This window comes from Microbacterium trichothecenolyticum (assembly GCF_030818955.1).
Lineage (GTDB): Bacteria > Actinomycetota > Actinomycetes > Actinomycetales > Microbacteriaceae > Microbacterium > Microbacterium trichothecenolyticum_B.
The window spans coordinates 2,746,231-2,764,259 of the sequence record NZ_JAUTBF010000001.1 but is presented as its reverse complement, the minus strand read 5'-3'; the positions used below and the strand labels follow the sequence as shown (position 1 = coordinate 2,764,259).

The 18,029-nt window shown below is 70.3% G+C and carries 21 protein-coding genes and 1 pseudogene; 13 read left to right on the top strand and 9 right to left on the bottom strand.

Annotated features, from left to right (window positions below; genetic code table 11):
- Positions 1 to 31: 31 nt before the first annotated feature.
- Together QE412_RS13065 and QE412_RS13060 are read right to left on the bottom strand one after the other, a co-directional pair.
- A complete protein-coding gene (locus QE412_RS13065; protein ID WP_307484481.1) occupies positions 32 to 862 on the bottom strand; it encodes a nitrilase family protein in 831 nt (276 codons plus the stop codon).
- Between the two features lie 363 nt (positions 863 to 1,225).
- Positions 1,226 to 2,416: an ROK family transcriptional regulator gene (locus QE412_RS13060; RefSeq protein WP_307484477.1), complete on the bottom strand. Its 1,191-nt coding sequence runs from the start codon at positions 2,414 to 2,416 to the stop codon at positions 1,226 to 1,228.
- 148 nt (positions 2,417 to 2,564) lie between these two features.
- On the opposite strand from QE412_RS13060, the gene QE412_RS13055 reads away from it, so the two are divergent.
- The 8 genes from QE412_RS13055 (at position 2,565) to nagA (ending at position 10,599) form a co-directional block, all read left to right on the top strand.
- Entirely contained in the window at positions 2,565 to 3,311 is a 747-nt protein-coding gene (locus QE412_RS13055) for an amino acid ABC transporter ATP-binding protein (protein WP_307484476.1), read from the top strand.
- Between the two features lie 61 nt (positions 3,312 to 3,372).
- On the top strand, positions 3,373 to 4,326 hold the full coding sequence (locus QE412_RS13050) for a glutamate ABC transporter substrate-binding protein (protein ID WP_307484474.1): 954 nt from the start codon (positions 3,373 to 3,375) through the stop codon (positions 4,324 to 4,326).
- An 80-nt stretch (positions 4,327 to 4,406) separates the two neighbouring features.
- Positions 4,407 to 5,051, top strand: a complete 645-nt coding sequence (locus QE412_RS13045; RefSeq protein WP_307484472.1) for an amino acid ABC transporter permease — start codon at positions 4,407 to 4,409, stop codon at positions 5,049 to 5,051.
- A complete protein-coding gene (locus tag QE412_RS13040; protein ID WP_307484469.1) occupies positions 5,048 to 5,914 on the top strand; it encodes an amino acid ABC transporter permease in 867 nt (288 codons plus the stop codon). Before QE412_RS13045 ends, QE412_RS13040 begins: the two co-directional genes overlap by 4 nt.
- Positions 5,915 to 5,949: 35 nt before the next feature.
- Positions 5,950 to 6,957 (top strand): asparaginase, encoded by a 1,008-nt coding sequence (locus QE412_RS13035; protein ID WP_307484465.1) that lies wholly within the window; start codon positions 5,950 to 5,952, stop codon positions 6,955 to 6,957.
- A complete protein-coding gene (locus QE412_RS13030; protein ID WP_307484462.1) occupies positions 6,921 to 8,708 on the top strand; it encodes a copper homeostasis protein CutC in 1,788 nt (595 codons plus the stop codon). The genes QE412_RS13035 and QE412_RS13030 overlap by 37 nt, the downstream gene beginning before the upstream one ends.
- Positions 8,705 to 9,475: a glucosamine-6-phosphate deaminase gene (locus QE412_RS13025; RefSeq protein ID WP_307484460.1), complete on the top strand. Its 771-nt coding sequence runs from the start codon at positions 8,705 to 8,707 to the stop codon at positions 9,473 to 9,475. Before QE412_RS13030 ends, QE412_RS13025 begins: the two co-directional genes overlap by 4 nt.
- Complete coding sequence (gene nagA / locus QE412_RS13020) at positions 9,472 to 10,599, top strand: N-acetylglucosamine-6-phosphate deacetylase (RefSeq protein WP_307484458.1); 1,128 nt, start codon at positions 9,472 to 9,474, stop codon at positions 10,597 to 10,599. The genes QE412_RS13025 and nagA overlap by 4 nt, the downstream gene beginning before the upstream one ends.
- Here the strand turns inward: nagA and QE412_RS13015 are convergent.
- The 7 genes from QE412_RS13015 to QE412_RS12985 form a co-directional block, all read right to left on the bottom strand.
- Positions 10,586 to 11,743: a GTPase family protein gene (locus QE412_RS13015; RefSeq protein WP_307484456.1), complete on the bottom strand. Its 1,158-nt coding sequence runs from the start codon at positions 11,741 to 11,743 to the stop codon at positions 10,586 to 10,588. The two genes, nagA and QE412_RS13015, sit on opposite strands and share 14 nt — an antisense overlap.
- 124 nt (positions 11,744 to 11,867) lie before the next feature.
- Positions 11,868 to 12,548, bottom strand: coding sequence for a pyridoxamine 5'-phosphate oxidase (gene pdxH, locus QE412_RS13010; RefSeq protein ID WP_307484452.1), 681 nt, complete (start codon positions 12,546 to 12,548; stop codon positions 11,868 to 11,870).
- Positions 12,549 to 12,573: 25 nt separating this feature from the next.
- Entirely contained in the window at positions 12,574 to 12,723 is a 150-nt protein-coding gene (locus QE412_RS13005; protein ID WP_307484450.1) for a hypothetical protein, read from the bottom strand.
- Positions 12,723 to 13,466: a hypothetical protein gene (locus QE412_RS13000; protein ID WP_307484447.1), complete on the bottom strand. Its 744-nt coding sequence runs from the start codon at positions 13,464 to 13,466 to the stop codon at positions 12,723 to 12,725. The genes QE412_RS13005 and QE412_RS13000 overlap by 1 nt, the downstream gene beginning before the upstream one ends.
- Positions 13,463 to 13,783, bottom strand: coding sequence for a hypothetical protein (locus tag QE412_RS12995; protein WP_307484444.1), 321 nt, complete (start codon positions 13,781 to 13,783; stop codon positions 13,463 to 13,465). Before QE412_RS12995 ends, QE412_RS13000 begins: the two co-directional genes overlap by 4 nt.
- Positions 13,780 to 14,292 (bottom strand): hypothetical protein, encoded by a 513-nt coding sequence (locus QE412_RS12990; protein WP_307484442.1) that lies wholly within the window; start codon positions 14,290 to 14,292, stop codon positions 13,780 to 13,782. The genes QE412_RS12995 and QE412_RS12990 overlap by 4 nt, the downstream gene beginning before the upstream one ends.
- A complete protein-coding gene (locus QE412_RS12985; RefSeq protein WP_307484439.1) occupies positions 14,283 to 14,591 on the bottom strand; it encodes a WXG100 family type VII secretion target in 309 nt (102 codons plus the stop codon). The genes QE412_RS12990 and QE412_RS12985 overlap by 10 nt, the downstream gene beginning before the upstream one ends.
- Positions 14,592 to 14,751: 160 nt before the next feature.
- Here QE412_RS12985 and QE412_RS12980 point away from each other — a divergent pair, with 160 nt between their 5' ends.
- The 5 genes and pseudogenes from QE412_RS12980 to QE412_RS12960 all read left to right on the top strand — a co-directional run bounded on the left by QE412_RS12980 (position 14,752) and on the right by QE412_RS12960 (position 18,003).
- The gene (locus tag QE412_RS12980; RefSeq protein ID WP_307484435.1) at positions 14,752 to 15,393 is read left to right on the top strand and encodes a TetR/AcrR family transcriptional regulator; all 642 of its coding nucleotides are present in this window, start codon (positions 14,752 to 14,754) and stop codon (positions 15,391 to 15,393) included.
- 169 nt (positions 15,394 to 15,562) lie between these two features.
- Complete coding sequence (locus QE412_RS12975) at positions 15,563 to 16,429, top strand: ABC transporter substrate-binding protein (RefSeq protein ID WP_307484431.1); 867 nt, start codon at positions 15,563 to 15,565, stop codon at positions 16,427 to 16,429.
- Between the two features lie 2 nt (positions 16,430 to 16,431).
- Positions 16,432 to 16,746 (top strand): annotated as a pseudogene (locus tag QE412_RS17760) (ABC transporter permease subunit); the annotation flags it as partial.
- Between the two features lie 64 nt (positions 16,747 to 16,810).
- The gene (locus QE412_RS12965; protein ID WP_307484428.1) at positions 16,811 to 17,239 is read left to right on the top strand and encodes an ABC transporter permease subunit; all 429 of its coding nucleotides are present in this window, start codon (positions 16,811 to 16,813) and stop codon (positions 17,237 to 17,239) included.
- The gene (locus QE412_RS12960) at positions 17,236 to 18,003 is read left to right on the top strand and encodes an amino acid ABC transporter ATP-binding protein (protein ID WP_307484423.1); all 768 of its coding nucleotides are present in this window, start codon (positions 17,236 to 17,238) and stop codon (positions 18,001 to 18,003) included. The genes QE412_RS12965 and QE412_RS12960 overlap by 4 nt, the downstream gene beginning before the upstream one ends.
- Positions 18,004 to 18,029 lie beyond the last annotated feature (26 nt).

Here is an 18,029-nt window from a genome sequence, read left to right as displayed (position 1 = left end):
GTCAGTGCGATGACATCCGGCCGCCGACCCGTCACGGTGCCGGGTGCAGCCGGTAGGCGTCGGGGCGGCGGTCGCGCACCGGGTGGTTGAAAGCGCCCCACGCACGACTGCGGCGCGCCGCCGCCACGTCGACATCTGCGACGAGCAGCGCAGCGCCCGTCGCTGCAGCCGGTCCGGCGAGCGGCCAGCCGGTGTGGCTGACGATGAGGCTCTGGCCGATGAACTCCTGCCCCCGCTCCACCCCGACGCGATCGGCCGCCGCGACGATGACGCCGTTGCTGTGCGCGGCACCCATCGTGAGGATCGTCGCCATACCGGGCTGTCCTTCGGCCTGGCCCGGGATGGGCACCCAGTTGGTGGGCACGCAGACGACGTCGACGCCCTGCAGCGCCAGCGAGCGGTAGCTCTCGGGGAACCAGCCGTCGTAGCAGATCATCATGCCCAGGCGCCCGAACCGGGTGTCGACGACCGCGAACCCGAGGTCGCCGGGCTCGAAGTAGAGCGCCTCCTCGTCCCAGAGGTGCACCTTGCGATAGACCGCATGGGTACCGTCGGGCAGGCACAGGATCGAGGCGTTGAACAGACGCCCTCGATCGTTCTCGGGGAAGCCCGCGACCACGAACACGCCCAGTTCGGCGGCCAGGTTCTTCCATGCGCTCGTCGCCGGGCCGGCGCCGGCGGGTTCGGCGAGCGCGAACGCCTCCTCGCGTGACGACATCATGTACCCCGACGAGACGAGCTCGGGCAGCACCACGAGGTCGGCCCCCTGAGCCGCCGCCTCACGGACGACCGCCTCGGTCATTGTGATGTTCGCGGCGACGTCGCCGAAGACGGGCTCGACCTGACCGACGGCGACGCGCATGGGCTGACCTCCTGGGTAATCGTTTACCAGTGTCCCATGCGCGCGTCCCGATCACCTCTTCAGGGGCCGGGAATTTACGTCTGCGAAACGCGGGACACACGCCTTGATCGACGGCGACGCATGCGCTGGGTTGAAGGTCACACCCCCGGCAACGCCCGCTGCGCCACCAGGCGTCGAGCCTCGACGACCGCCTCGGCGAAGTCGGCATCCGGATCGTCCATGACGATCGCGGTGGCGCGCGCCACGCGGCTCCAGGGTTTCACGCGGTGGGGCGGTGAGGGTCCGGGAGCGGACATCGCCGCGTCCGCCCCTCTCCCTCTCGGAGTCCCGAGCGCGGTCCCTGTCTCGCATGCTCCCGACGGGCTAAGAGCGAGCCGAAGTCCGCAGAGCCGAACGAGCGGTCTCGGGGCCGAAAGCCGCGTCGAGGAAGAGGCGGGCCGCGCCCAGGATGCCGCCGACGCGGGGATGCCGGGGGACGGCGACCTCGAGGTTCTCGGTCGCCATGGGCAGGCAATCGGCCCACAGCTTCGACTTGATCGCCGCGATGAAGACGTCGGATGCGCTCAACGAACCGCCGACCACGAGCCGGTCGGGCGTGAAGAAGTTCACGATCGTGGCCAGCACGCCGCCGGTCATGCTGCCCGCTTCGCGCAGCAGGCCGGTGGCGAGGGCATCCCCGTTGCGGGCGAGATCGATCACCGTCTCGACATCCGAGACGTCGCGTCCGGCCTCCTGGGCCGCGCGGGTGAGGGCCGACCCGCTCGCCACCGCGTCGAGGCAGCCGACGCGGCCGCACGAGCACGGCACGGGGGCCGCACCGGGCACGGTGACGTGGCTGATGTCCCCCGCCGCTCCGCTGCGGCCCGTATACAGCCGGCCGCCGGCGACGACACCCGACCCGATGCCGGATCCGGCCTTGATGAACACCTGGTTGAGGGCCTCGGAGTCACCCCCCACGAGCTCGCCGACCGCCATGCAGTTGGCGTCGTTGCTCGCGAGCGCCGGCACCCCGAGGATGTCGGCGAGCAGGGCCGCGACGTCGACGTCGTGCCAGCCGGGCATGCGCGACGGCGCGACGAGCCGGCCTGTCTCTGCCGACACCGGCCCGGGCAGCGCGATCGCCGCACCCGTCACCGTGGGCGCGCCGTTCGCCGCCGCCAGAGCGGCGAGTTCTTCTGCGACGCGGCGCAGGACGGCATCGGGACCCTCGGCCAGATCGAGGACGAGGTGGCGATGGGCGAGGGAGGTGCCGGCGTAGTCGACGAGCCCGATCGTGCTGCGCTCGACCCCGAGGTCGACGCTGGCCACCGTACCGAGGTCGCCGCGGATGGCGAGACGCCGGGGCCGGCGACCGCCGCGCGAGTCGTCGGTGCCGTTCTCGACGATCACACCGGCGGCGATCAGCGGATCGATGCGCGCGGTCACCGTCGACGGCGACAGACCGGTATGCGCGGCGAGCTCTGCTCGTGATCGAGCGGCGCCCGTGCGCAGCGGCGTCAGCACGGCGAGTGTCTGCGGGCTGAAGGTCGGCAGGGCCGCGCGGGGAGGCTTCACCTCGCCAGCTTAATCCAAACTTGGAGTTTCTGTCTCGAATTGTCTCTGTAACATGGCCTCGTTAGTTTGATTTCACCAAGGACGCGGGAATCACCTCCCACGTCGGCTGTACCGATATCGCGGCGAGTCCGCGGGAAGGATCCACCCCGTGTCGACGCCCGCCCCCCTCGTCACGGTCCGCGAGGTGCAGAAGCACTTCGGCGACCACCACGTGCTCAAAGACATCGATCTCGACGTGGCCCGCGGCGAGGTCGTCGTGATCGTCGGCCCCTCGGGCTCGGGCAAATCGACCCTCTGCCGCTGCCTCAATCGCCTCGAGACCATCACCTCGGGCTCCATCACGATCGACGGCGTACCCCTGCCGAGCGAGGGGCGCGGGCTCGCCGACCTACGCGCCGAGGTGGGCATGGTCTTCCAGTCGTTCAACCTCTTCGCGCACCGCACCGTGCTCGACAACGTGGCCCTCGCCCCGCGCATCGTGTCGAAGGTGCCGCCGAAGAAGGCGCGCGAAGAGGGACTCGCCCTGCTCGACCGCGTCGGCATCGCCGACAAGGCAGACCGCTTCCCCGGCGAGCTCAGCGGCGGTCAGCAGCAGCGCGCGGCGATCGCCCGCGCTCTGGCCATGAAGCCGAAGCTCATGCTCTTCGACGAGCCGACCTCGGCCCTCGACCCCGAGATGGTCAGCGAGGTGCTCGATGTGATCACCTCGCTCGCCGAAGAGGGCATGACGATGGTCGTCGTCACGCACGAGATGGGCTTCGCCCGTCGCGCAGCCGATCGCGTGATCTTCATGGACGACGGCCGCATCGTCGAAGACACCACCCCCGAGCGCTTCTTCACCCACGCCGAGAGCGACCGCGCTCGGATGTTCCTGTCGAAGATCCTCGCCCACTGACATCCTCCCCACCCCCGACGCGGCTCGTTCCGCACGCACTCGCAAACGAAAGGCAGTACCCGTGATCTCCTCTCGCTCGATCCTTCGCCGAGGCCTCGTCCTCTTGGCGTCCGCGGCCACGGTCGCGTCCCTCGCCGCGTGCTCGTCCGGCACCGCGGCCGTCCCGGGTTCCGACCCCAGCGCCTCGGCCAAGGCCAGCAGCCTCGAAGAGGTCTACGCGAACGCGCCCGTCGCCGACGCCGCGGCCCTCATCTCCGACTCGACGATGGCCAAGATCAAGGCGCGCGGCAAGCTCATCGTCGCCGAGGCCCTCGACGCTCCCCTGCTCTCGCAGCAGGACCCCACCAACCCCGAGGACGTCCAGGGCTTCGACGCCGACCTCGCCAAGATGCTGGCCATCTACATCCTCGGCGAGCCCAACGTCGAGATCGTCCCGCCGGCTTCCGAGACCCGCGAGGCCCTCCTCGCCAACGGCACCGTCGACGTCGTGTTCAACACGTACACGATCACCGAGAAGCGCGCCGAGCAGGTCGACTTCGCCGGCCCCTACCTCGAGTCGGGTCTGGCCGTCGCCGTCCGCAGCGACAACACCGACATCAACGGCATCGACGACCTGGGTGGGAAGACCGTCATCGTCGGCGCGAACACCCCCGCCGTCACGGCCGTGCCCGAGAAGCAGCCCACCGCGAACATCGTGAGCTTCGCCACCGACCCGCAGGCCCTCCAGGCTCTGACCCAGGGCCGCGGCGACGCGTACGTGCAGGACTTCACCCTGCTCGCGAGCCACGCCATCGACGACAAGAGCATCAAGGTCGTCGGCCAGCCCTTCACCAGCGAGGCGTACGGCATCGGCCTGAAGAAGGACGACGCGCAGTTCAAGTCGTTCATCAACGAGTGGCTGAAGAAGATCCAGAATGACGGCTCGTGGGCCAAGATCTGGGACGCCACCCTCGGCTCGGCCGTCGAGTCGAGCGCTCCGACTCCCCCCGCGATCGGCAGCGTCCCCGGCTCCTGATCCCCCCGACCGACCGGCGCCCGCTCCGCACATGACGGGCGTCGGTCTGCCTCTTCCCCTCCCGCTCTTCTGAGGACCCCATGGACTTCTTCGCCTCGAGCGCCGGGCCGATCGCGCAAGCGCTCGGCACGACGATCCTGCTGGCCGTCTCGGCCGGTGTCGGATCCATCGTGCTGGGCACCCTCGTCACCGCCGCGCGCATCAGCCCGGTGCCGGTGCTGCGGTGGGCCGCCTTCGCCTACGTGCAGTTCTTCGTCAACGTCCCGCTTCTGGTGCTCCTCGTGCTGGCGGTGTTCGCCCTGCCGGATGCCGGATTCCTGCTGCCGCTGACGCCGACGGCCATCATCGTGCTCACCCTCTACGAAGCGGCCTACGTCGCCGAGGCCGTCCGCAGCGGCGTGAACACCGTGAGCCGCGGCGAGATCGAGGCCAGCCGCGCGCTGGGCTTCTCGCTCGGGCAGACCCTGCGCGTGCTCGTCATCCCCCAGTCGCTGAGGGCCGCGATCCAGCCCATCGGCAACGTCATGATCGCCCTCACCATGAACACCGCCCTGGCCGCGGCGGTGGGCGTCGTCGAGCTGACGAGCGCGGCCAACAAGCTCAACCTCGTCGAGGCTCAGCCCATCCTGATCTTCACCGCGGCGGGGCTCATCTACATGGTGCTCGCGCTGGCGATCGGCCTGACCGCCGGCCGCCTCGAGAAGAAGTTGAGGATCCGCCGATGACCTCCCCCCTTTCGCTCTACGACGAGCCCGGTCCACGCACCCGCCGCCGCATCCTCATCTGGTCGATCGTCAGCGCGGTCGTCATCCTGGGCCTCATCGCCCTCGCCCTCGTGCAGTTCGCGTCGAAGGGCCAGCTCGACAGCGACCGCTGGCTGCCGTTCCTCGACATCGCGATCTGGGAGTACCTCGGCGTCGGCCTGCTCGGCACGCTGCAGGCCGCGGCCCTCACCGCCGTCTTCGGGTTCGTGCTCGGCCTGCTGCTCGCTCTCGGGCGCCTCAGCCGTGTGCGCTGGATCAGCTGGATCTGCACCGCGTACATCGAGATCGCCCGCACCGTCCCGGTGCTGCTGCTGATCTACCTGATGCTCTTCGGCCTCCCCCAGCTCGGACTGAACTTCCCGGTGCTGTGGAAGCTCGTCATCCCGCTCACGATCGCCAACGCCGCGGCCTTCGCCGAGATCATCCGCGCGGGCGTCCTCGCCCTGCCCCGCGGGCAGACCGAAGCCGGTCTCAGCCTCGGCATGACCCGCTGGCAGGTCGACCGCAAGGTGGTCCTGCCCCAGGCGCTGCGCTTCGTCGCCCCCTCGCTCGTGGTGCAGCTGGTGAGCCTGCTCAAGGACACGTCGCTGGGTTACATCGTGGCGTTCACCGAGCTGCTCTACCGCGGGCAGGTGCTGTCGAGCTTCAATGGCCTGCTCATCCAGACCTTCGTGGTCGTGACCGTGATCTTCCTCGCGCTCAACGGCGGCCTCTCGGGTCTCGCCGCCCGCCTGCAGAAGCGACCGGGCCGCCGCAGCCTCGCGACTCCCGCCGAGGTCGCCCCGGCCGGCCTCACCACCCCGAACGCCCCCGTCGACCGCTGACCCGCCTCTTCGCCCCGGCCTCGAAAGAACCACCCATGACGTCCCTTCCCCCCGTCCCCTCCCCCCTGGCCGACCTCGCCGTCGTCATCCGCTCGGGTGTCGTCGAGAGCCGCCACCTCGGGTCGATCGCCGCTCTGGCCGCCGACGGCTCGGTGGCCTGGCAGACCGGGAGCGGCGAGCAGATCCTGCCCCGCTCCACCGTCAAGCCCGTGCAGGCCCTCGCGTGCCTGCTCGCCGGGGCCGACCTCGACGGAGCCGACCTCGCCATCGCCGCGGGCAGCCACACGGGCGAAGACGTGCACGTCGACGTCGTACGCGATCTGCTGACCCGTACGGGTCTCGACGAGAGCGCCCTCGCGTGCCCCGTCGACTGGCCCGAGGACGAGCCCACGCGCGAGCGCCTCATCCGCGACGGCGAGCAGCGCACCCGCGTGCGCATGAACTGCTCCGGAAAGCACGCCGCGATGCTGCTGGCCTGCGCGGTCAACGGGTGGGACACCGCGACCTACCTCGACCCCTCGCACCCCCTGCAGCGACTCGTGCGGTCGACGCTCGAGCGCCTGTCCGGCGAGACGGTCGCGTACGACGCCGTCGACGGGTGCGGAGCTCCGCTCTTCAGCGTCTCCCCCCTCGGCATCGCCCGCATCTTCCGCGCCCTCGTGACGGCCGGCCCCGGGACGCCGGAGCGGAAGGTGGCGGATGCCATGCGCTCCTTCCCCCGTTTCGTCGGCGGCGACCACCATGCCAACACCGACGCCATGCTGCGCGTGCCGGGGCTGCTGTCGAAGGGCGGCGCCGAGGGCGTCATCGGCATGGCCACGGCCGACGGTGCCGCGGTGTCGATGAAGATCCTCGACGGCAACCCCCGCGCGACGACGCTCGTCGCCCTCGCCGTCCTCGAGGCGCTCGGCGCCGACATCTCGAGCGCGGGCGACCTCGTCGAGCTGCCGATCCTCGGCGGCGGGGTCCCCGTCGGCTCGATCGAGGTGGGTCGCGACGTGCGCGCGTGGCTCGACGCCTCGGCAGCGAGCGCCGCACCGTGACGACAGCCGCCGACCCGGCATCCCTCGCCGAGAAGTCCTCCACCGGCGTCCGCGCCCTCGTGGAGATCTGCGTCGACGACCTCGCGGGGGTGCTCGCCGCCGAGCGCGCGGGCGCCGATCGCGTCGAGCTGTGCGCCGATCTGCTCGAGGGCGGCACGACGCCCAGCCGCGGCTTGATCGAAGTGGTCCTCGCGACGGTGCAGCACGTGGGCGTGCAGGTCATGGTCCGCTCGCGCGGCGGCGACTTCGTCTACTCCGACGACGAGTTGCGCGTGATGCAGGCCGACGCACGCGCGATCGCGGCCCTCGCCCGCACCAGTCGGGTGCCCGTGGGCATCGTCTTCGGCGCGCTCACCGCCGACGGGCACGTCGACGAGCGGGCCCTCGACGCGATCCGCGCGGCCGCGGGTGAGGTGCCGGTCACCTTCCACAAGGCCTTCGACGACACCGTCGACCTGTTCGCCGCGTACGACACCCTCGCGCACCACGGCGTCGTCCGCGTCCTCACCTCGGGCGGACGAGCGACGGCCCGCGAGGGCGCCGACGTGCTCGCGGCCCTGCAGGCGCGATCGGAGGGCGCCGGCATGCCGGCCGTGCTCGTCGGCGGCTCGGTCCGGGCCCACAACGTCGCAGCGCTTCTCGAGAGCACGGGGGCCCGCGAGGTGCACCTGCGTGCGCAGCTCGCCTCCGACCGGGGGCACCTCGTCACCGACGAGTCGGTGATCCGCGACACGGTGCTCGCCGTGAGCGAGCGCGCGCCGCACCCGGCCGTGATCGCCGTCGACATCGGCGGCACCTCGGCCAAGGGCGCACTCGTCGACATCGACGGTCACGTGCTGCAGAGCTCGCGCCTCGCGACCGGCGGGTCGGGTGCCGAGACGGTCTCGCGCATCGCGGAACTGCTCACCGACCTCGTCGCGGGGGCCGAGGACCTGGGCCGCTCGGTCGTCGGCGCGGGCGTCGTGAGCCCCGGCCTGATCGACGGCGCCACGGGGACCGTCCGCTACGCTTCGACGCTCGGCTGGACCGACGTGCCCCTCGCGCGGCTGCTCTCCGATGCCACGGGCCTTCCCGTCGCGGTCGACCACGACGTGCGCGCCGCGGGTGCGGCCGAGGGGGCGTACGGTGCCGCCGCCGGTTCGCGCAACGTCGTCTTCGCCGCGATCGGCACCGGCGTCGCGGCATCCCTCACCTCCGACGGACGCGCGATCGAGGGGGCCATCTCGGGTGCCGGCGAGCTCGGACACATCCCGGTCGTCCCCGGTGGCGAGCGCTGCGCGTGCGGTCAGCGCGGCTGCCTCGAGGTGTACTTCTCGGGCGCGGGTCTGGCCCGGCGGTACGCGGCGAGCGCCCCGCCGACCGACGGAGAGACTCCGGATGCCGCGGCGGTCATCGCCCGCGTCGAGACCGACCCCGTCGCCGCCCGCGTCTGGTCGGAAGGCCTCGACGCCCTGGCCACGGGGCTCGCGACCCTCACCCTGCTCGTCGACCCCGAGGTGATCGTGCTCGGCGGCGGCGTCGCGCAGGCCGGAGACGCGTTCCTCGAACCGCTGCGCGAGCGACTGTCCGCGGCTCTCGCCTGGCGCGAGGCCCCGCGCCTGACGACCGCTGCCCTCGGCACGCACGCCGGCCGGATCGGGGCCGCGATGCTGGCCTTCGAGGCGGCGCAGCGGCCCGAGGTCACCCGCTCCTGGACGGCGCCTGTCATCCTGGCGGAGCCGACCACCCTCGAAACGGAGACCCGCATATGACCGAGATCGCGATCGTCGACGACCAGGCGGATGCCGGCCGCATCGCCGCCGACCTGATCGTCGCCGCGCTGGGTCGCCGCACCGACCCGACACTGGGTCTCGCCACCGGATCGACGCCCCTGCCGGTGTGGGCGGCCCTGGCGGAGCGGTCGCTCGACCTTTCGGCCGTGCGCGGTTTCGCCCTCGACGAGTACGTGGGCATGCCCGACGGGCACCCCGAAAGCTATCGCGTGGTGGTCGACCGCGACATCGTCGGCCCCCTCGGACTCGACCCGGCGCGCGTGCGCGTTCCGGGCGACGACGGGGGTCCGCTGGCCGAGGCGGGCGAGCGCTACGAGGCCGCGATCGCCGCGGCCGGCGGTATCGACCTGCAGATCCTGGGCATCGGCCGCACCGGGCACATCGGCTTCAACGAGCCGGGCTCCTCGCTGGCCTCGCGCACGCGTCTCAAGGCGCTGACCCCTGCCACCCGCGCCGACAACGCGCGCTTCTTCGACAGCATCGATGACGTCCCCACGCACTGCCTCACGCAGGGCATCGGCACGATCCTCGACGCGGGAGTGCTCGTGCTTCTCGCGTTCGGCGAGTCGAAGGCCCCCGCGGTCGCCGCGGCGGTCGAGGGTCCGCTGACCTCGTCGTGCCCCGCATCCGCGATACAGCTGCACCGCCGGGCCGTGGTGATCGTCGACGAGGCGGCCGCGTCGCAGCTCGAGCACCGCGACTACTACCGGTTCGCCTGGGACCATCGCGAGATCGCCACGGCATGACCACCGACCTGCTGCTCACCGGTGCCCGGGTGGTCGACGCCCGGCGCGACCTGCCGGAGGCCTGGGTGCGGGTGAGCAACGGCCTGATCGCCGAGGTCGGCACGGGGTCCGCTCCGCGCGCGGCCGAGCGGGTCGACCTGGGCGGGGCGACCGTGACCCCCGGCCTGATCGACCTGCACGTGCACGGGGGTGGCGGGCACGCCTTCGACGACGGAGCGGATGCCATCACCGCCGGCGTCGCCGCGCACCGCCGCCACGGCACGACGGCGACCCTGGTGAGCCTGGTCACGTCTCCGCTCGAGGTGCTGCGGCGGCAGCTCTCTTCCATCGAGGTCGCGCGCCGGTCCACCCCCGGGATTCTGGGCGTGCATCTCGAGGGGCCGTGCCTCTCGCCGGCCCGGCGGGGGGCGCACGACCCCGCAGCGCTGGGTATGCCCGAGGGGCCGTTCGTGGACATGGTGCTTTCCGCGGAGCCCGGCCTCATCCGCCAGATCACCCTCGCGCCCGAGCTTCCCGGAGCGCTCGATGCGATCCCGCTCCTTACCGCGAACGGCATCCGCGTCGCTCTCGGGCACACCGAGGCCGATTACACCCTCACCCGTGAGGCGATCGACCGGGGCGCGACGCTGCTCACGCACGCGCTGAACGCCATGCCCGCCATCGGCCACCGTCAGCCCGGCCCGGTACCCGCCGCACTCGAGGACGAGCGCGTGACGCTCGAGCTGATCCTCGACGGCGTGCACGTGCACCGGTCGGTCGCGCGCATGCTGCTGACCGCGGCGCCGGGCCGGGTGGCCCTGATCACGGATGCCATGGCCGCCGCCGCTCATGTCGACGGCGCCTACCGGCTGGGCGAGCTCGACGTGCGCGTGCGCGACGGGCGGGCGCTGCTCGACGACGGCGTCACGATCGCGGGATCCACGCTGACGCTGGACCGCGCCGTGCGAACGGCCATCGTCGATCTGGGCCTCAGCGCCTCGGATGCCGTGGGGGCGGCGACGGCCGTGCCCGCCGCTGTGCTGGGAGACGTGACCCGCGGGCTCCTCGCGCCCGGGATGCGCGCCGACCTCGTCGCGTGGGACGCCGACTGGCGCGTGCAGCGGGTGTGGCTCAGCGCTTCGTGACTCGCCGCTCGAGCATCTTCTTCGCGACGTCCAGGAAGCTCGGCGCGTGTTTCGCCCACTCCTGGTCGAGCTTTCGTACATCGATCTTGCCGGTGTGCAGCAGCTCGCAGATCTTCATCCAGCTCTCGCCGGTCGCTGCGGTGAGGGCCCCGGCCACCGCGGCGTTCACGACGACTCCGGCGCCGGGGATGAGCTTGAGGAAGCTGGTCGCCAGGGCCCGCCCCGCGACCTGCACGCCGAACTGGGCGAGTGCACCCGCCGAGAGCATCGTCTTGACCTCGAGGTCGTAGATGGCGGCGATCCGCCCCATCATCGTGAGCTGGATCGGCGCAAGAGTGAGAGCATCCGAGACAGGAAGCGGAACGGTCGCCGCTCCCGCGGCGGCTGCGGCCGCCGTCGCGATGATGGGCCGCGCCATCTCGCGTTTCCAGGGGAGGTTGAGGCGCTGCGCGATGCGAAAGGCGTCCTTGTCGCTCTCGGGGGCGAGGCTCAACGTCTCCGTGACAAGGTCACCGAGACCGTGTCCCTTGCCCTTCCCGTGCCTGTCGCGGGTCGACGTGAGGATGACGCGGCGATACGGCACGTGCAGCCGCTGGCCGGTGGCCGTGTCCACCGGGTCGTTCAGCCAGTCGACGAAAGCCTGCACGTCTTTCGCGACGCCGCGTTGCCCGGTGACGGGGTTCTTGATCCAGTCGACCTTGGTGAGCACGAGGATGACGGGGAGCCCCCGCGCGTCCAGCTCGCGGATCATCGCGATGTCGGCGGGGGTGAGGCGGTCGTCGTTGGCCTTCACGCAGTACCAGACCACGGAGATCTGCTGGTCGCCGGACTGCACGGCGATGGCGTCGAGGTGGTTCCGCAGCTGCTGGTCCGGGGGAACGGGTGATCCGATCTCGAAGCCCTCGACGTCCCAGATCCCGAGCGAGTCGTCGCTGTAGAACTGCACGCCGCGCGTGACCGGGAGCCCCCGGCCCACCTTCGCCCAGTCGCGGCCGAACACGGCGTTCACGAGGGAGGACTTCCCCACCCCCGAGCTGCCGACGATGGCCAGGTTGAAGCGGCCGTACCGCGAGCGCGCCTCGGAGGTCGCGTCGACGAACGCCTTCTCGTCGATCGCGGGATTCTTCGCGTCTTTCTTCGCCATCGCGCCCCCTCGGTGGTCAGTGTCCTCGCCAGTGTCGCACTCGCGGTCGCCCCTCGGTTGCCTCTGGACAGTGGCCCGCGCGTGGGTCAGAGCGCCCCGACCTCACGGCGGAACGACACGTGTGTCACGGCTGCCGCCGCTGCGCCGCCCACCCGTCGCCGTCGCGCGTGAAGAAGATGCGGTCGTGCAGCCGGGACGGACGGCCCTGCCAGAACTCGATCTCGCGCGGCTCCACGCGGTATCCGCCCCAGTGGGGCGGTCGCGGCACGGGCTGGCCGCCGGCGAACCGCGCGCCGATCTCGGTCATCTGCTGCTCGAGAAGAGCGCGGGATGCCACCGGCTCCGACTGGCGACTCGCCCAGGCCGACAGCTGGGAACCGCGCGGACGCGAGGCGAAATACGCGTTGTCACGCTCGGGCGGCAGCGGGGTCGCCGTGCCGAGCACGATCACCTGGCGCTGGAGCGCGTACCAGGGGAACAGGATCGACACGGCGGGGTTCGCGGCGAGCGCGCGCCCCTTGCGCGAGAGGCGGTTGGTGAAGAACCACAGCGCGCCGTCGTCGTCGATCCCGCGCAGCAGGACCGTGCGCGAGGTCGGTGAGCCGGTGGCATCCACGGTCGAGACGACCATCGCGTTCGGCTCGGGCAGATCGGCGGCGTCGGCGAGCCACCGCTGGAAGAGCGCGAGCGGAGAGGCCGAGAGGGCGCTGTCGTCGAGCTCGTCGAGGGCGTAGTCGATCCGGTGGGTCAGCGCGGATGCCGACGACGTGGGATCGGCGGGCCGGTTCTCAGGGGCGCGCGCCATCAGCGAGGCAGAGACGGCATCGCGCTCAGAACCCCGCGATCTCGGCGGAGCGCGTGACGAAGTACACCAGAAACGACACCATCACCACGACGCAGACCACGGTGACGCTGAACAGGACGATCCGGGCTGCGCGTTGCTTCGACGACTCGCCGGGACGATCCCAGGGCGCACGCATCACCGGAGCACCGCCGGCCACGCGGGAATCGCCGCGGTGAACGCCCCGATGACGTCATCCCTGGTCTTGTCTGTGGAATTCATGAGATCCGCTCCGCTACTGATGAGGCCGACGAGGGAGATGACGAAGCCTATGACGCCGATGACCCCGACGACGATGGTCTCCCACCCGACGATGATGAGCACGAGAGACACGATGGCGCCGAGCAGGCTGAGCACGAAGTCGCGCAGGCTCCGGTAGTAGTCCTCGATCCCGTCCGCGAGGTCGCGCAGGCTCTGTCCGATGGGCGCCGCGTAGGTGTCGATGTCGCGAACCGCAGCGTCTCGCCCGTCGATCTTGGCGCGGTATGTCTCGCTCGCCACGCCGTCATCGTAGTTCGAGGGCAGAGCCGACGGAATGTTGCCGAGCACCAACCGATCGGCGAGCTCGCGGGCGGGAGCGATGATGGCGCTGTCGATCTTGTCCGCGGCGGCGCGGAGGGTGTCGGGGCTGCCGACGAACTGCACCTCGATGCGCAGCGCCGCCACGGCGGCCTTGCCGTTGGTGACGTACTCGGCCAGAGCCTCTTTGGCCTGGTCGGCGATCGGGTTGACCACAGGCCCGGCGATCGGCCAGGCCGCAAGGTAGATGTTCAGCAGGTGGTCGATGATGACCGGCCCGTTCGTGCTGATCCAGTCGAGATTCTCATCCGCCTGGCGCAAGAAGTCCTCGATGTCGTGCTTGATGTCGTCAACGTAACTCATCCGTCGATCTCCGCCTCCAGTGCCGTGATCTCCGCGGCCGACATTCCGTGTGCTTGTCCGTAGACGATCGCAGCGCGCAGCAGCTTCTCCTCGAAGCGGAGGAACTCCTCGCTCCCACCGTCGAGGTACGCCGAGAGAGACTGCTGCGCCGAGCGGTACGCCTCGGCGATGGCGGCCGCGCCGAACGGCGCGGAGAAATCAGGGGTGGCGATGTCGGGCCACGCTCCCTTCGCCGTGATCAGACGCTCGCTCGCGTCTTCCCAGACACCCTCGGCGTCGCCGGTCAGAACGTCGATGTTGACGACCACATCGCTCATGCGTCGACGACCCCCTCTTCCGTCGCCGCCCGTCGCGCGAGCGCCACGATCGATGCGCTGAGGTCTGCGATGGGGCGGGAGAGGACCGCTCCCTCCACCCCGCGGACCTCGACGGGCCGACCGAGCACGGCGACCAGGGTCAGCGCGCCGTCCACGCTCGTGTACGTCGCCGGCACCGTTGCGACCCCTCGTTCGCGAATGGCCCGAAGCGCCTCGGGGTCACGCACCAGACGGCGCGTGATGGCCGCCGGCACGGGTGCCGCAGCGAACGCCAGGGTCACCTTGTGGAGCAGTTCGGCACCGGTAGACGACGCCCGCGTCTCATCGTTGATCTGAACGGACTCCACGACGCCGTCAGCCCCGAAGAAGAGGCGCACTCCCGGGTCGGGCACCTCGGCGGGCAGCCCGTCGGCGAGAGCCGCGCCCAGTCGCTCTGCGGACTCCCGGAGAGATGAGGCCCCGGCACGGAGCCCGGCGATCCTCGCCTGACGGTCGGTGTTCACGTCCATAGCGCCGCCACCTCCGTCCGGGCAGCCAGGTGGTGGTCGACGCTGGCCCCGGCCAGCCCGCCCGCTCTGTCGAGCAGTGTGTTGAGCCGCCGCATCGACGCCCCCCACTGGAACTGGGCACGCTGGTACGCGTCGAAGGCCTCGCCCGACCATTCGCCGCTGAGCGCATCGAGCCGCTCACCGAGCGAGCCGAGCTCGCGCTCGATCGAGGCGACGGATTCGGCCAGCGACGACTGCAGAGCACGGAGCGACTCCGTGTTCATCGAGTAGCTGCCGGCCGGCGTCGACGATGTTGGCATGCGTTCCCCCCTGCGCTGCTTCGCGAACGGGAGTCAACGCTAGTCAGACAGAGAACGGGATGCCAGGGGTTCCGCGGCGTTCTCATCTGTGTCTCATGTGACGCCGCCCGCGCGCCGGGGCCGCGCGAGGGCCCGGCCGATCGGCCGATAGGATCGCCGCATGGAGGAAGGGGGCACGCGGCAGCAGATCCTGGTGCACGCCGCCCGCCTTTTCGGCCGACACGGCTATCACGGCACCACCACGAGAGAGATCGCGGATGCCGTCGGCATCCGACAGCCGTCGCTGTTCTACCACTTCTCCGCCAAGCACGTCATTTTGTCGGAGCTGGTCGACGCAGACCTCGCGCAGACATTCGGTCGGTTGCAGGAGGCCCGCGCCCTCGACGCCCCGTGGGCCGAGCGGTTCCACTACTTCCTGACGATCAGCTCGCACGATTACCTGACGCTCCCGTACGACGCGCGCGGGTATTACAGCGATGCGATCTTCACGGAACCGGAGTTCGAGCGTCAGCGCGAGGAGATCTCGCGCTTCCACGAAGAAGTGAGAGCCCTCGTCGTGGAGGGCATCCGTGCCGGCGAGTTCATGGACGTGGACGCCGAGTTCGTCCAGCGGGCGATCACCGGCCTGCAGTTCGAGGGCATGCGCGAGCGCGAGACGAACGCGTCGGCGCCGGTCGCCCACCGCCCCCTGCAGGTGTCGGACTTCATCCTCCGCGCGGTCCTCGTCGACCCTTTCCGTCTCGACGCCGTGCGTGCCGCCACCCAGTTCCGCCTCGACGGGGCCGTCTCCTTCTCGCAGTAGCCGTCGCGTCCGCCCGTCTCGCTCGACTCTTCTCGGGCGCGACACCGTCGTGAAATGCGGTCGCAACACGCGCCATCTATCAATTGATAGACGCACTACCTATCAATTGATAGCCTGCTCCTCACGTCGCTCCCGAGGTGACGGAGCATCGAGCATCGACGGAGATTTCATGCACACCACCACTCGCATCGCCGCGGTCGCTGCGGTCGCCGGCATCGCAGCCCTCGGTCTGGCCGCGTGCTCCTCGAGCCCGGCTCCGGCAGCAGACACGGCATCCGCCATCGCCACCGTCGCCCCCACCGCCCTACGGTCGGCGGGCACGCTGTCGGTCTGCACCACGAACCTGGGGTCGCCCCCCAACATCAGCACCGACGAGTCGGGCACCCTCATCGGCAGCGAGATCGACCTGGCCAAGGCGGTCGCGGGTCGCCTCGGTCTCACGCCCGACTTCGTCACCGTGGACTTCGCCGCGCTCATCCCGAGCCTGCAGGCGAAGCAGTGCGACGTCATCATGGCCTCGCTCTACATCAAGCCCGAGCGCAAAGAGGTCGTCGATTTCGTGCCGTACCTCACCTCGGCCACCGGTGTCGCCGTCAAGCAGGGCGCGGATGACGGCATCACGGGTCTGGACGACTCGCTCTGCGGCAAGAAGGTCATGGTGACCGTCGGCACGACGGCGCAGGATCTCGCCGAGAAGCAGTCGACGACGTGCACGTCCGAGGGCAAGAAGGCTCTCGACATCAGCACGAACAACCAGGCGACGGTGGGCTTCCAGCAGCTGGTCAGCGGTCAGCTCGACGCCTACCTCGACGCCGCAGAGCTCATCGGCTACTACCAGAAGCAGGGCACGGCGGGCATCGAGATGGTCGGAGACCCGACGGACGCGATCGAGATCGGTGCGGCCACGCTGAAGGACAACACGGCCCTCCACGACGCCATCCAGACCGCGTTCGACGACCTCGTCTCCACCGGCGACTACACGAAGATCCTCAGCGCGTGGGGACAGGATTCGCTCGCCTACACCGGGGAAAACTGACGATGAATTTCGACTGGGGCTTCTTCTGGAAGAACCTGCTCACCCCGGGCCCGCCGTTCCTGCAGGGTCTCGCGCTGACCGTCCTCATCTCGGTGCTCGCGATGGCCGGGGCGCTCGTCGTCGGACTCGTGATCGCCATGATGCGACGCTCGACGTTCGCGCCGCTGCGCGTCATCGCGAGCCTGTACATCTGGCTGATCCGCGGCACCCCGCTCCTCGTGCAGCTCGTGATCATCTACACCGGCTTCGCCGCGGCGAACGTGTTCCGCTTCCAAGACGTCGACCTCGGCGGCATCCTGGTGAAAGCCGCCATCCAGGCGGCGATCGTCGGGCTGATCATGAACGAGAGCGCCTATATCTCGGAGATCATCCGCGCGGGTCTTGGACTCGGTCCCCATCGGCCAGACCGAGGCGGCGCAGGCTCTCGGGATGTCGGGGATGTCGGCGATGCGCTGGATCATCCTGCCCCAGTCGTTGCGTCTGATGGTCCCGCCGCTGGGCAACTCCTTCAACGGGCTCATGAAGAGCACGTCGATCCTGAGCGTCATCGGCGTCTCCGAGATGTTCCTCGTCACCCAGAGCATCAGCGCCGCGACCTTCCGCACCTTCGAGATCTTCGCCGTGGTGGCGATCTACTACCTCGCGCTCACCACGATCTGGACGGTGATTCAGAGTGCGATCGAGAAGAAGCTGAACGCCCGGGTCGGCATCGTCACCACAGCGTCGCCCTGGCAGCGACTGTTCGGGGGGCGGCGCTCCGCTCCCCTCACCCCCGTCACCGCCCTCTCCGACTCGGGAGTCCTGAAATGACCGACCCCATCGTCCGCGCGAAGAACGTCACCCGCGCCCTCGGCGGACGCCAGGTGCTCGACGACGTCTCGCTCGACGTGCAGCAGGGTGAGGTCGTCGTGCTCGTCGGCCCCTCGGGCGCGGGCAAGACGACGTTCCTGCGCACGATGAACGGCCTCGAGACCATCGATACCGGCGAGCTCACCGTCGCGGGCCAGTCGATGGGCTACCGCATCGCGCCGAACGGTCGACGCGTTCCGGCGCTCCGGTCGATGCTGCGACAGCAACGGCAGGAGATCGGCTTCGTCTTCCAGCACTTCAACCTCTTCCCGCACATGACTGCGCTGGAGAACATCTGGCACGCTCCCGTGCGCGTGCGCGGGGTCGACAAGCGCGAAGCCGTCGCCCAAGCGCAGGCGCTCCTCGAGCGCGTCGGGCTGGGGGACAAGGCCGACGCGCGTCCGAGCAAGCTCTCGGGCGGTCAGCAGCAACGCGTCGCGATCGCGCGAGCGCTCGCGATGAAGCCCCGCCTCATGCTCTTCGACGAGCCGACCAGCGCCCTCGACCCCGAGATGATCGGCGAGGTGCTCGACGTCATGAAGGAGCTCGCCAGCGACCACATGACCATGGTCGTCGTCACACACGAGATGGGCTTCGCCCGCGAGGTCGCCGATCGTGTCGTGGTGATGGATGCCGGGACCATCATCGAGGTCGCCCCGCCCAGCCGGCTGTTCACCGCCCCCGAACACCCCCGCACGCAGGCCTTCCTCTCGAAGATCCTCTGACCCTTCCCCCTCCCCGCACGATCCAC